General features: G+C 44.0%; 13 protein-coding genes, 4 tRNA genes and 2 pseudogenes. 17 read left to right on the top strand and 2 right to left on the bottom strand.

The window, feature by feature from the left end; genetic code table 11:
• Entirely contained in the window at positions 1-954 is a 954-nt protein-coding gene (locus MAR181_RS17175) for a biotin--[acetyl-CoA-carboxylase] ligase (protein WP_013797865.1), read from the top strand.
• Between the two features lie 198 nt (positions 955-1,152).
• Here the strand turns inward: MAR181_RS17175 and MAR181_RS18775 are convergent, their stop codons facing one another.
• Entirely contained in the window at positions 1,153-1,374 is a 222-nt protein-coding gene (locus MAR181_RS18775) for a GTP-binding protein (RefSeq protein WP_013797864.1), read from the bottom strand.
• A 54-nt stretch (positions 1,375-1,428) separates the two neighbouring features.
• Here MAR181_RS18775 and MAR181_RS18650 point away from each other — a divergent pair.
• From MAR181_RS18650 to MAR181_RS17135, 8 genes and pseudogenes are all read left to right on the top strand, one after another.
• A pseudogene (locus MAR181_RS18650) lies at positions 1,429-1,638 on the top strand (transposase); the annotation flags it as partial.
• A gap of 344 nt (positions 1,639-1,982) precedes the next feature.
• Complete coding sequence (locus MAR181_RS17165) at positions 1,983-2,903, top strand: LysR family transcriptional regulator (RefSeq protein WP_013797863.1); 921 nt, start codon at positions 1,983-1,985, stop codon at positions 2,901-2,903.
• A 140-nt stretch (positions 2,904-3,043) separates the two neighbouring features.
• Positions 3,044-4,540: an ABC transporter substrate-binding protein gene (locus MAR181_RS17160; protein WP_013797862.1), complete on the top strand. Its 1,497-nt coding sequence runs from the start codon at positions 3,044-3,046 to the stop codon at positions 4,538-4,540.
• Positions 4,541-4,600: 60 nt separating this feature from the next.
• Positions 4,601-5,545 (top strand): ABC transporter permease, encoded by a 945-nt coding sequence (locus MAR181_RS17155; protein ID WP_013797861.1) that lies wholly within the window; start codon positions 4,601-4,603, stop codon positions 5,543-5,545.
• Positions 5,542-6,360, top strand: coding sequence for an ABC transporter permease (locus MAR181_RS17150; protein WP_013797860.1), 819 nt, complete (start codon positions 5,542-5,544; stop codon positions 6,358-6,360). The genes MAR181_RS17155 and MAR181_RS17150 overlap by 4 nt, the downstream gene beginning before the upstream one ends.
• On the top strand, positions 6,357-7,184 hold the full coding sequence (locus tag MAR181_RS17145; RefSeq protein ID WP_013797859.1) for an ATP-binding cassette domain-containing protein: 828 nt from the start codon (positions 6,357-6,359) through the stop codon (positions 7,182-7,184). The genes MAR181_RS17150 and MAR181_RS17145 overlap by 4 nt, the downstream gene beginning before the upstream one ends.
• On the top strand, positions 7,181-7,996 hold the full coding sequence (locus tag MAR181_RS17140; protein ID WP_013797858.1) for an ABC transporter ATP-binding protein: 816 nt from the start codon (positions 7,181-7,183) through the stop codon (positions 7,994-7,996). The genes MAR181_RS17145 and MAR181_RS17140 overlap by 4 nt, the downstream gene beginning before the upstream one ends.
• A 57-nt stretch (positions 7,997-8,053) precedes the next feature.
• Complete coding sequence (locus tag MAR181_RS17135) at positions 8,054-9,439, top strand: amidase (protein ID WP_013797857.1); 1,386 nt, start codon at positions 8,054-8,056, stop codon at positions 9,437-9,439.
• A gap of 215 nt (positions 9,440-9,654) precedes the next feature.
• On the opposite strand, the pseudogene MAR181_RS18770 reads toward MAR181_RS17135, so the two are convergent.
• Positions 9,655-9,876 (bottom strand): annotated as a pseudogene (locus MAR181_RS18770) (transposase); the annotation flags it as partial.
• A 692-nt stretch (positions 9,877-10,568) separates the two neighbouring features.
• Here MAR181_RS18770 and MAR181_RS17130 point away from each other — a divergent pair.
• The 8 genes from MAR181_RS17130 to nusG all read left to right on the top strand — a co-directional run bounded on the left by MAR181_RS17130 (position 10,569) and on the right by nusG (position 13,453).
• Entirely contained in the window at positions 10,569-11,291 is a 723-nt protein-coding gene (locus MAR181_RS17130; protein ID WP_013797855.1) for a type III pantothenate kinase, read from the top strand.
• Positions 11,292-11,996, top strand: a complete 705-nt coding sequence (locus MAR181_RS17125; RefSeq protein ID WP_013797854.1) for an SPOR domain-containing protein — start codon at positions 11,292-11,294, stop codon at positions 11,994-11,996. It begins immediately after the preceding gene.
• 74 nt (positions 11,997-12,070) lie between these two features.
• Positions 12,071-12,154 (top strand) — tRNA-Tyr (locus MAR181_RS17120).
• A gap of 3 nt (positions 12,155-12,157) precedes the next feature.
• Positions 12,158-12,232, top strand: a tRNA-Gly gene (locus MAR181_RS17115).
• Between the two features lie 2 nt (positions 12,233-12,234).
• Positions 12,235-12,310, top strand: a tRNA-Thr gene (locus MAR181_RS17110).
• 115 nt (positions 12,311-12,425) lie between these two features.
• Positions 12,426-12,501: transfer RNA gene (locus tag MAR181_RS17105), tRNA-Trp, on the top strand.
• Positions 12,502-12,541: 40 nt separating this feature from the next.
• Entirely contained in the window at positions 12,542-12,910 is a 369-nt protein-coding gene (gene secE, locus MAR181_RS17100; protein ID WP_013797853.1) for a preprotein translocase subunit SecE, read from the top strand.
• Positions 12,911-12,919: 9 nt separating this feature from the next.
• Complete coding sequence (gene nusG, locus MAR181_RS17095) at positions 12,920-13,453, top strand: transcription termination/antitermination protein NusG (RefSeq protein WP_013797852.1); 534 nt, start codon at positions 12,920-12,922, stop codon at positions 13,451-13,453.
• Positions 13,454-13,490 lie beyond the last annotated feature (37 nt).

The following is a 13,490-nucleotide window of genomic DNA, read 5'->3' as shown; positions in this document are numbered from 1 at the left end:
ATGCAAGCGGTATTGGCCTTGCTTAGTGATAATGAATTCCACTCGGGTGAAGAATTAGGGGCAGCTTTAGGGGTGACTCGTGCCGCTGTGTGGAAAAAGCTAAAAAAACTAGAGTCAATTGGCGTTAGGGTGCATTCAGTGAAAGGGCGAGGCTATCGTTTGCCTGCCCCTCTTGAGTTACTGTCTGAGCGAGCGTTACGGGAACAAGGTGTACCTCAAAAGGTTGCTATTTCACTCGATTTTGAAACCGAGTCAACTAATGGTGACGCAAAAGCTTACATCGCACAGGGTGGAAAACTCCCTGTTTTGTTTTCCGTTGAGCGTCAAACCAACGGCCGCGGTCGTCGCGGTCGTCAGTGGGAATCCGGCGTTGCTAAGAACCTTACTTTCTCTTTTGTATGGCGCTTTGAAAATGGGCCGAGTGTGGTGGAGGGTTTGAGTCTAGCCGCTGGTGTGGCGGTGGCTAGAGTGTTGAAGAAAATTGGGATTCCTAACCCAGGTCTAAAATGGCCAAATGATGCTCAAATCGATGGCCAAAAAGTCTGTGGTATTTTGTTGGAAATGGTAGCAGATCAAGATGTTTGTGATGTCATAATTGGCATCGGCCTTAACGTTGAAATGGAAGAGAGCTTCATGGCAAGTGTTGATCAACCATGGACAGATCTGGTGTCACGCTTACCACAGCGTCCAAGTCGAAATTTTATTCTGGCGGAATTGGCGAAAGAGTTGGTTGGTGTGTGCGAGTTGTTTGAAGGTGGTAATGGCATGAAGCACTTTCAGTCTCATTGGCAAGCCTATGATGTGCTATATAATCAGGCCATTAAAGTGATGTCTGTGTCGCAACAAAGGCAGGGTGTGGCGAAAGGCATTGATGAGAAGGGTGCACTTTTGTTAGAAGAAAACGGTCAAATTTTCGCGCTTCATGGAGGAGAAATTAGTGTTAGGAAACAATGAATTAATTGTTTTTCAATCGTCGATTTTTGAATGATATGTCTAAACCTACTCACTTTGACTGAGTTTTTCTATTTTTTTTCATAGGCGATCAAATAAATGGGGACGATTTAATACCTATTAAGACTAAACTTGTGGCCGATAGTGAAAGTTATGTGGGTATAAATGACAGTTTTTCACCACTAAATTGAATCACTCTTTTTAGGCTAGGGACCGGGTTACGTTTGTTTCGTAAATATGAATAATGCCTTTAGCTCGAATAAGGCCGCTATGGTGTTGTTGGAAAAACGACTCTAGCCGCTGCCTTTGAATTGCTTTATTTCTCTGAAAAGTATGAGGTACTATTTTTCCAGCTACAAAACTTGATAGTACTTCAGGCGCGGTGAGTGTGGAACCTAGCTCAATGTCAGCATTAGGGAACATGCGAATGAGTCCCTGCCATGAGACAATCGCGTTTTAAGCCTTCGCGCCTCAACCATGTCACACCAACTCACTTTTGCCGCCAGCGAGTTCAACAACAAACGCCGTAAAACACGTAAGGGAATTTTCCTTTCTCGCATGAATGAGTTGATGCCTTGGGATCAACTAGAAGCGGTTTTTGAGCCGTTTTATCCTAAACCAGAGAATGGCAGACCTAATCAGCTATCAACAATGTTCCGCATTTACTGCATGCAACATTGCTACTGTGAAGGCGCGTAGCTCGACTTGATTGCATGTTCCTTAACAGCTTCATCTCCTCCAACACTGAGAATTTTCTCATCTTTTACAGCGACAAATGTCGACTAAGCCTTTCTATGTCAAAAGTCCAATAAACTAAGCAATATTATGCTTATCTAAGCGTGTTATTAACGGCATGCCGATCATCATTTTTATTTTTACAGGTTTTTAAAGTGAGATAGGTCTATGTATTTTTGTATGCTGGAAACAGGCAATGCTAGCATGCATTTTTGATATTGATACTGTGTTAAATACCTTGCTTGGGATAAATTGCTTCGATTAAATGTTGGGACACTGAATCTCGGAGAAGTGTTATGCAACTTCAAGCTATTACTTATTTCAATGAACTGGTTCGTTCACGATCGATTAGGCAGGCAGCAGAGACACTTGGGGTTTCACCTACAGCGATTAGTCGTCAATTGGAAAACCTTGAACACTATTTTGGTGCGCCATTAGTAATGCGTGGCGCCCGTGGCATTATATTAACCGCTGCCGGAGAAGTACTTGCTGCGCGTTCTAGAAGCATGATGCGTGATCTTGAAAATGCTAGACAAGTGATTGATGATCTTCGTGGGTTAAAACGAGGAAATGTTTCTATTCATATTAATGGTGCTGCTATCAATGCTATTTTAGCGCCAGCGCTGGCTGAATTTTATAAGTTATACCCAGCCGTATCAATTGAAGTGACCGTGTCATCGGCACAAGAAGCCATCAATGCGGTTATTAATGGCAACACAGATATGGCGGTCACTATGTTTTCTCCTTCAGAGCAACAGATAGATGTTCGTTTTAAACTTAATATCCATCATAACGTTGTGATGGCATTTGATCATCCATTAGCGCAATTGAATAACATTCCACTTGAGTTGATACGTAAGTATCCGATGGCGATGCCAGATCGATCATTTGGTATTCGACGTACGTTTGATCAGCGCCAGCGAAACGCAGGTTTTGAACCCATTGAGGCGGCCTTTACGACCTCTTCTCTTGAATTACAGAAAGAGTTGGCTTGTCATCGTACTGCCGTCGTTATTTTACCAGCTATGTCTGTTATCCGTGAGATTAGATCTGGTGAGCTTGTGGTTCGTCCTTTTGAGCAACAGTTTGAAATTACGACGGACTTACAACTTGGGCGAGCAAAAACGACTGCCCCGAGTTTTGCAGCGGCCAAGCTCGCCGACTTTTTAGAAGAGTTCCTCCCGACACAAGCAAGATTCGTGCATGATAACAGTTGAGGTTGATTTCAGAGTGCAACGCTTTTGATATCACTGCGCGCTAATAATTTTCATTGCATTTGCACTATGCTGTTGGGCAAACTAGAAACAAATTGATTCGACCTGTTTTGCCAAAATCATTAGTAAGGGGTTACCGCTTTATGACAAGTCATTTTCGTTCTATCTTGACTGTTGCCACTACGGCTCTTAGTTTGCTTGTTGTAGGTAGTGCCGTAGCCGCACCACGTACCGATCTTGTGCTTGGTATGAGTATTGAACCATCAGGGCTTGATCCAACCGCAGCGGCACCGGTGGCTATTGGACAAGTTGTTTGGCAGAACCTTTTTGAAGGTCTAGTGACAATCGATAAAGACGGTAACATTGAGCCAGAACTTGCCGAAAATTGGGATATTTCTACAGATGGGCTGACTTATACCTTTGATCTTCGTGATAACGTAACTTTCCAAAATGGTAAGCCATTTAATGCGCAGACAGCCAAATACACGCTTGATCGTATTCTTGCTGAGGATTCTGTTAATCCACAGAAATCGCTGTATAAATCCATTGAAAGTGTTAAAGCGCTTGATACAGATACACTTGTGCTTACCTTATCAAAACCTTCCGCCGATTTATTATATTGGCTTGGTTTTCCCGCAGCGGTCATGATTGAGCCTTCGAGTGAAACGACTAATGCCACCGATCCTGTAGGTACAGGGCCATTTAAGTTTTCTGAATGGAAGAAAGGCAATCAAGTGACATTGGTTGAAAATACAAATTATTGGGGTAAGGCGCCGAAATTAGAACAAGTTGTTTTTCGTTTTATTGGTGATCCACAGGCACAAGCCGCTGCTCTTATTTCTGGCGGTATTGATGCCATTCCAGAGTTTACTGCCCCAGAACTTGTTAGCCAATTTGAAAAAAATAACGCGTTTGAGACGGTTATTGGTACCACTGGAATGGAAGTCATTGCTGGCATGAACAATGCCAGAAAGCCGTTTAATGATGTGCGAGTAAGGCAAGCACTGATGATGGCGACAGACAGGCAAGCTATTATCGATGCAACGAATGCTGGTTTAGGTACGCCAATAGGGAGCCATTTTTCACCCTCTGATGCTGGTTATGAAGATTTGACGACGGCTCTGCCTTACGATCCGGCAAAAGCGAAACAGCTGTTGGCCGAAGCAGGTTACCCAAATGGTTTTACTTTCACTATGAAAGTGCCAAATCGAACCTATGCTGAACGTGCCTCAGAAATTATGCAGGCTTATTTCTCTATGATTGGGGTGACGATGAAAATCGAGACATCTGAATTCCCAGCGAAATGGGTTCAAGATGTCTTTAAAGACACTAATTATGATATGACGATTATTGGTCATGCGGAGCCGCTAGATATTGGTATTTATGCTCGCGATCCATACTATTTTAACTATGATAACCCTGACTTCAATAAGGCCATGGTGGATGTATCGAATGCCACCACGGAGCAAGAAAGAGTATCTGGCTATCAGCATGCTCAGAAAATTCTAGCGCAAGATGTCCCTGCTCTTTTTCTTTATGCAAGACCTAAGATCGGTATTTGGAAACAAGGTCTTAATGGTATGTGGCGAAATGGACCTGTTCCTTCTAATGACGTGACAGACGTTTTCTGGAACGAATAATTTTATGGTTGCCTGTTAATTACAATAGGCAACCAGTTAAATGAATCCAAGGACTAAACAATGCGCTATATTGCACAATCGCTTGTCGGGTTAATAATAACCCTGCTAGTGGTTTCCTTTGTTATTTTTTTGATAATGGAGGCTGTCCCCGGTGATCCCGCTGAAATTATACTTGGTATGTCTGCCGCGCCAGATACCCTTGAAGCTTTGAGAAACCAACTTGGACTTAACCAACCATTTTTGGTGCGTTACGCTGACTGGTTGATCGGTTTATTACGCGGTGACCTTGGGGACTCCTACACCTATTCGACTTCGGTTGCGCAACTGATTGGTGAGCGTTTAACGGTCACGTTACCATTAACGTGTCTTGCCGCTTTGCTGTCTGTACTTATTTCCGTTCCATTGGGCGTGCTTGCCGCAGCTCGACCTAATGGTGTGGTGGATATGTTCGCTTCTTTGTTTTCACAAATTGGCATCGCAGTGCCTAATTTTTGGATTGGGCTTTTATTGATCTTAGGTTTAGCACTGACATTTGATTGGTTTCCTGTAGGTGGTTTCCCAGGTTGGGAAGCCGGTTTTTGGCCTGCGCTTCACGCTCTTGCTTTGCCTTCTGTCGCTTTGGCTATTCCGCAAGCGGCAGTGTTAACACGAGTGACACGTGCCGCCGTTATTGAAATCACTAATGAGGATTTTGTCCGCACCGCGAGAGCGAAAGGGGCAACGCCTAGTCACGCACTTTGGCGACATATTGTCCCCAATGCAATGATTCCTATTGTGACCATGCTTGGTATGCAGATCTCAGTACTGATTGCTGGCGCTGTGCTGGTGGAAAATGTGTTTGCTTTGCCTGGAATGGGAACACTGGCTTATCAGGCGCTGGCGCAGCGTGATTTGATCGTTATTCAAAATGTAGTACTGTTTTTTGCAGCGATTGTTATGAGCATTAATTTTCTTGTGGATGCTTTGTATACAGTGCTTGATCCACGTTTGAGGGTGCGCCGATGAAACGTCTTCCTTGGTCTCTCATTATTGGTGGTGTTATTACCGCAGTGCTTGTCTTTGCGGCTATCCTTAGTCAATTTTGGACGCCCGTTGATCCCGTGACAATTAATATTGGTAATCGTCTAAAAGGCCCTGGTGATGGTGGCATTTTAGGCTCAGACCATTTTGGCCGTGATGAGTTGTCGATGATCATGGCTGGAGCATGGGTGTCACTGGGCATCGCTTTTTCAGCCATTGCTATCGGCGGTTTTATTGGCACCTTATTGGGGGTTGCTGCGGCCTCCGAACGTGGTCGATTTGAAGCTTTTGTGATGCGTGTCAATGATGTGCTATTTGCTTTTCCTCCGGTGCTTTCCGCTATTTTATTAGCTGCAATTTTAGGAGGGGGACCGACGACGACTATTGTTGCCATTGCATTGTTTATGGTTCCCGTTTTTGCTCGTGTCACCCGTAGCGCGGCATTACAGATATGGGCTCGTGATTATATTTTGGCGGCACGTATGGCGGGGAAAAGCAGCGCACGTATTACGGTTGAGCATGTTATTCCTAATATTGCGGCACAAATTATTGTACAGATAGCCATTCAAACTGGGTTGGGTGTTCTCACTGAAGCAGGTCTTTCGTTTCTTGGTCTTGGTATTGCCCCGCCAACCCCTAGTTGGGGGCGTATGTTGGCCGATGCTCAAACTTATCTGACAATTGCGCCGCATTTAGTTTTTGTCCCAGGTATTGCTATTTGTATCGCAGTGCTGGGGTTGAACTTATTGGGTGATGGTTTGCGCGATCTTACTGATCCAAGACGGAGGCAATCAACATGATGCTTGATATCAAAGATCTCAAGGTAAGTTTTCAAAATGAAAGCGGTCCAGCAACGGAAATCGTACATGGTATAAATCTATCATTAGACAAAGGCGAAACTCTGGGTATTGTCGGTGAAAGTGGTTCAGGGAAATCAGTGTTGTCATTAGCGACTATTGGGCTTTTGCCCAAAACAGCAAGGGCTTCAGGTGAAATATTATTTAATGGTGAAAATATTTTAGCGATGTCAGAACGGCAGCTGTGCAAACTGCGAGGATCTTGTATTGGCATGATTTTTCAAGAGCCCATGACGGCATTGAATCCAGCGATGAAAGTAGGAGCTCAAATTGCGGAAGGCATTAGATTGCATCGTAATGTTAACCGTGCGGAAGCCAATGTAGAGGTTTTACGGTTACTTGAGATGGTAAAAATACCCGATGCAAAACGAAAAATGGATTCTTACCCTCATGAAATGTCAGGAGGGCAGCGTCAGCGTGTTGGTATTGCCATTGCTCTTGCGTTGAAACCTGATTTGCTGATTGCGGATGAACCAACGACGGCACTTGATGTGACGGTTCAGGCTGAAATTCTCGATATTCTTGATGATTTAGTAAGTGAGCTTGGTATTGCCTTGATTCTAATTTCTCATGATCTTGGCGTTATTGCTCGTATTGCTGATCGTACATTGGTTATGTATCGAGGTGATGAGATGGAACAGGGAGAAACGGAACGGGTGTTGCGTAATCCCAATCATGATTATACCCGTAAACTTTTGTCGGCTTTGCCACGTAGAGCGCGTGCTGGTCTCGATGTTATTTCCGCTGGCATGAGAGGCTCAGTATGAGTAAAAACATTCTTGAAATTATTGGCCTTTCACGAGAATTTGGCATTGGCAACACCATGATGAAAGCAGTTGATAATGTGTCGCTTAAACTTGAGAAAGGTCAAATTCTAGGGGTTGTTGGTGAAAGCGGCTCTGGTAAATCGACCTTAGCTCGGATTGTAATGGCGCTTGATAAGCCAACAGACGGCAATGTGTTGTTTGAGGACGAAGATATCTTTGCACTAGGGGCCACTAAACTCCGTCGTCTACGGGCTAGTTTTCAAATGATTTTTCAAGATCCATACAGTTCATTAGATCCACGTCATAGCATTGCTCGCATTATTGCAGAGCCACTTCACCTTGAAGTAAATGCGCCAAAAGGCAAAGCGTTACGAGACCGAATCGGAGCTTTGCTTGAAGAGGTTGGTCTCATGGCTGAAGATATGGATAAATACCCGCACGAATTTTCCGGTGGGCAACGTCAACGTATTGCCATTGCTAGAGCTCTCATTACTAAACCCAAATTGATTGTTGCTGACGAAGCTACTTCTGCTCTTGATTTGACCGTGCAGGCTCAAATACTGAAATTAATTCTCAATATGCGCGACACATACGGCATTTCTGTTTTGTTTATTACCCACAATATTGGCGTGGTTGATGAGCTTTGTGACCGTGTTGCAGTTATGCAATCAGGTAAATTGGTGGAAATCGGCTCCGTTCGGCAAGTGCTTGATAATCCACAGGAAGACTATACCGAGCGTTTATTGTCTGCTGAACCGACGCTCAATAAAATTGGACGTAAATCGCATCGGGTAGGTAAACCTCTATCCTGAGTCATCAGGTGCGCAGACTTTTTAATAAAACCTCTATTATCATACGGACTTTAGAAAATGACTGATTTTTCTGAACTAAATACTCGCGCCCTTTTGCAGGCGTATGTCAGTGGTGAGACGACGCCATCAGAGTACATGAACTGGCTTATTGAGCGTGTTGAAAGGGTTGAGCCTAAAATAAACGCACTTTATGCTTTCAAACCTGAATGGGCAATAGAGCAAGCGAAAGCTTCTACGGAACGTTGGCAAAAGAATAAACCTTGCGGCCCTCTTGATGGTGTGCCTGTGACCCTTAAAGAATTAATTGCGACTCAAGGTGACTCTGTTCCATTGGGGACAGCAGCTTCGGATAAAGCACCGGCTATAGAAGATGCCCCGACAGCGGCTAGGTTAAAAGAAGACGGCGCTATTATTTTTGCCAAAACGACTTGCCCAGATTACGGTATGTTGTCATCGGGCCTTTCTACATTTCATAACTTGAGCCGTAACCCATGGGACTTGACACAAAACCCTGGAGGTTCGTCGGCAGGTGCGGCGTCCGCGGGAGCGGCTGGGTTAGGTACGTTACATATTGGAACGGATATTGGAGGGTCAGTTCGTCTTCCTGCGGGTTGGACGGGGCTTTTTGGTTTTAAGCCTACTTTAGGTCGTATTCCCATTTATCCTTATTATACTGGACGTGCTGCAGGTCCAATGACGCGTACAGTGGATGATGCCATTATGGTAATGCCAACAATCACAAGGCCAGATTGGCGTGATGCTACCTCGGTTAATTATGAGGCGTTGGATTGGAATGTGCCCGCTGCAGACGTTCGCGGTATGAAAATTGGTTTGATGTTGGATGCAGGCTGCGGTATTGAAGCGGAGCCAGAAGTCAAAACAGCTATAATTGAAGCGGCAAAACGTTTTGAAGCTGAAGGTGCTGAGATCATTGAGATAGAGCCAATATTAAAACGAGAGTGGTTGGATGGGTTAGATGTTTTTTGGCGAGCACGTTTTTGGAGCACGATGTTAAAGTTGACCGAAGAAAAACGCCAAACTATTTTGCCATATATCTATGAATGGGCAAAAACAGGAGGCAAAGCGGACCCTCTTGATGTTATTGCTGGTTTTGATGGTACATTGGCGATGCGTGATGCCTGTGCTGCTGTGTTCCAAGAGGTTGATGTCATTCTTTCTCCTGTTAATCCCAATGTCTCTTATCCTGCAGAGTGGGCCTCACCCACGAATGACCCACAAAAACCTTTTGAGCATATTGCATTTACGATGCCGTGGAATATGGGAGAACAGCCGGCGTGTTCGATTAATTGTGGCTTTTCAAAAAGTGGTATCCCTATTGGTTTGCAAATTGTCGCCCCTCGATTTGAGGATCTTAAGGTTATTGGGCTGGCAAAGGCCTTTGAAAATTGGAGTGGAAAAATTATTAATTGGCCCGAATTCTGATTTCAAAAAGGCTTAAGTAACTGTTTGTTTAATTTAAGTTTCTTTATTTTAGTGGCAGGTCTACTTAAGGCAGGTATGAACAAGTTCACCGGCTACGGCTTAGCCAATGCCCTTTGGGTCTTTCAGAGAAACGGCCTCTCTGTGTTAAGAGATTAACCTTCCTTAATCAGCTTAAAGAGGCGCGAATTCAACTCTGAAGTGCACTACTCCCTAAATTAAGCTGCGCTTCGTAGTTCATCGAACACGACCGCAGGTTGTTTATAGCCAAGGCACTTTCTTGACCTAAGGTTTAGCGACCTTTGCACCTTCGCAATCTCCTGATTAGTCACAGTTCTGAGATCCGTTCCTTTTGGAATATATTGACTGAGCTGACCATTAAAACTTTCATTCAATCCGCGTTCTCAAGAAGCATAAAGATTTGCGAAATATATTTCCGCTTGTGTTTTTCAGTAACACTCTCATGCACATAGTCATAAATCCATTCGTGGCTAACCAATCAACTGACTGATTTCTGCTATTTGTTCAGGACTCCATTTAAGTGACAGGCCAAACTCAACATAATCCATGCTTCTCAGTGATATCTGTCTTTTAGCCGAGTGCTTTCTTCGATATTGAGCGCGATGTTGTGTTATGTCTGACTCATAGTGATTGTAGATAGAATGCCGTCTTCTCTCTTGCCACCTACTCAACCATGAGTGGTGCACTTATTATCTGAATTTGCGCCTTTATAAATTCACATGATCTTTTGAGGGGAAAGTCGATACTCTGTCATATTGCTTGCATTAACGTATATAATGCGACCCAGTCTAGATATGCTATTCTAGAAATGTCTTATGTTCTATCAGATATACGGTCATAAATAAGGCGTTTGCTTTTATTGGCGGTCAGTCCTTAGACCGCTATATGTTATTGGTTTTAAGTTTAGGTTCTTAATGAAGGAGCCTGAGTAGTTCAAAAAAATTAGCATTAAACAGTGTAAAGAAGAGCAAAACTATAATGAGAAATGAGGATGTATTTGGAGTAGTGCAGGGTGCACTTATTCGAAATAAAACCGGGCAACATCAAAAAAATAGCTGTAAATCCTTAGCGTTTGTTTTTGATCAATTAGGATCTGAAATAGGTATTTACAGTGCATAGAGTTTTGGTTGTTGATGCGGGAAATACGATCGTTAAATTTACCGCTTTTATTGATTCAGAAGTACAGTGGGTTCTTCGACAAGAAGTTTGCCCTCAAAAGACTGGTTTTACACCTGATGTGATTTATTTAGCCAGTGTTCGATCTGAAGAGCAGAGTGAACTGCTTAGCTCGAATGTTAAGCTTGTATATCCTGATGTCGCTTTAATTGTATTGAGTAGTCGGTTAATACAGTGCGGAGTTAGTAATGCGTATAAAGAGCCTGAGCGGCTAGGTGTTGATCGTTGGCTTGGTGTGGTGGCGGCACATCATTTTATTGAAGGTGATGTTGTGGTGGTAGATGTTGGTACAGCTATTAAAGTGGATGTCGTTAACAAAGATGGTAAGCATCTTGGGGGATATATCACTCCCGGGTTAGCTATGATGGAAGCCGCGTTGATTTCAAACACAGCCAGAATTAGATACACAAAAAATGAAGTCGTTATTGGGGAAGGGCTGCCGAATTCAACGGCGAGAGCAGTAACGGAAGGTTGCCATGAAATGGTGTTAGGCTTTTTGGAGCGAATTTATCGGGATTACTCCCATTATAAATGGGTAGCCACGGGGGGAGATGCTAAAGCCTTGCTGGATTCTCTGCAGGTCAAAATGGAATATCAACCAAACTTAGTGGCCTTAGGGGCTAAGATAGTTGGTGATGAGTTAATAAAGAGGCAGTAAATGAAGTGGCTTTTTCTATTTGTTGTTTTAATTAATGCCGCTTTTTTGAGTTGGCACAGTTTTGTTCAGGATCAGCCTGAGCAAAGCAAAGAAAGTATTTATGGTCCACCTGTTAGTGAAAAAATTCATCTTTTATCAGAAGCACCAGCGGTGACAGAAGAGGATTATAATGCGGGTGTGGTGTCAAACGATGACTTAGTTGACGCGTTAAATAAAGTCGTCGAGAAAAGAACTCAGGCCAAAGAGGCTTTTTTGTGCCCTCGTATGGAAATAGAGCATCAATCGAGTCTGAAAGAGGTTGAAGCTGAGCTGGCCGAGATGGGGTGGTCTTATGACGATAATGAAGTCACCGGCAAGCGGCCCAAGTTTTGGTTGTATATTGCCGCACCTGAGACGCCGGAAAAGGCCAGTGATATTGTGAAAAACCTGGCAGGTAAGTCGATTGACAGTTTTGTGATTAATCGGGCTGAAATGAAAAATCGCATTTCGCTTGGATTGTATTCATCGCAAGCTCGAGCAGAGCAAGCCAGTCAGCGAATTGAGAAACTGACCGGTTATTCGGTCGACACTTATGAACATCTTCGCAATGTGCCCTTGCATCAAATTGATATTAAGCAACCGGTTAGGCCGGCAGACTGGCAAGTCTTCTTATCACGCTTTGATTTAAGCAAGATGATGATAAAAATAGAAAAAAATCCTTGTTAGTGCTTGCAATTAGCAAAGTGATTCATATAATGGCTCCCACCTTTTGGGGTGTTGCGTTATAGCACTGAGTAAGTGGAGGGGTTCCCGAGTGGCCAAAGGGAGCAGATTGTAAATCTGCCACGAAAGTTTCGGTGGTTCGAATCCACCTCCCTCCACCATTTGCGGGTATGGTATAGTGGCTATTACCTCAGCCTTCCAAGCTGAAGAGGCGGGTTCGATTCCCGCTACCCGCTCCAATGCTCATGTAGCTCAGTTGGTAGAGCACACCCTTGGTAAGGGTGAGGTCGGCAGTTCAAGTCTGCTCATGAGCTCCAGTTCTTCTTCGCAAAAGATGGGTGGTTTAACCGCCTTTTTTATTGTCTGTTTTTTGGGCAGATACCCTTGCTTAATCAAGCATGTTTAGGTATCATCCTCCGCCCATACGAATGTAGGCCAATAGTTCAATTGGTAGAGCACCGGTTTCCAAAACCGGCTGTTGGGGGTTCGAGTCCCTCTTGGCCTGCCATTAATCGTATCCTATTTCTTAGTTAGGGATCACCTAAAGTATGAGTTCGAGTGCTGAAGCTCAAGCGTCTCGCGGAGACGTGTTTAAGTGGGCGATTGTTGTTTTGTTGGTTGCGGTTGGCGTAATTGGAAATAATTATTATGCGACCGAATCACTATTGTATCGCTTAATTGCTATTTTGGTGTTGGCTGTTGTTGCTGGTTTTGTCGCGCTTCAGACTGCGAAAGGTAAGGCTTTTTTCACTTTGGCGAAAGAAGCTAAGACTGAAATTCGTAGGGTAGTGTGGCCAACTAGACAAGAGACAGTTCAAACGACCTTGATAGTATTGGCGGTGGTTGTTTTTATGTCCCTCGTGCTATGGGGAGTGGACTCGCTCCTTAGTTGGATTGTGTCCTCGGTAATTAGTTAGGAGTTACTCGTGACCAAACGATGGTATGTAGTACAGGCGTACTCAGGGTACGAAAAGCACGTAATGCGTTCGCTATTAGAGCGAGTGCAGGTTATGGGGCAGGAAGAAAATTTTGGTGATATCTTGGTTCCAACCGAAGAAGTGGTTGAGATTCGAGATGGCAAAAAGCGCAAGAGCGAAAGAAAGTTCTATCCAGGGTACGTTTTAGTACAAATGGATATGAATGACGACTCTTGGCATTTGGTGAAAGGTACGTCTCGCGTATTAGGCTTTATTGGCGGAACGGCAGATAAACCATCACCAATCACTGATCGTGAAGCGGATGCAATTCTGCAACGTGTTAACGATGGTGTTGATAAGCCTCGTCCGAAAACCTTGTTTGAAGTGGGTGAAGTGGTTCGTGTTAACGAAGGTCCATTTGCTGACTTTAACGGCGTTGTCGAAGAGGTGGATTACGATAAAAGTCGAATCAAGGTGGCGGTGCTTATTTTTGGGCGCTCTACGCCGGTTGATTTGGAATTTAGTCAGGTTGAAAAGGCCTGATTCTATAAACGGGTAGCCTTCGGGCTGTGACCCATCT

Source organism: Marinomonas posidonica IVIA-Po-181 (assembly GCF_000214215.1).
GTDB lineage: Bacteria > Pseudomonadota > Gammaproteobacteria > Pseudomonadales > Marinomonadaceae > Marinomonas > Marinomonas posidonica.
Note: the sequence above shows the minus strand (reverse complement) of the source record. Positions and strands in the feature narration are given on the sequence as shown.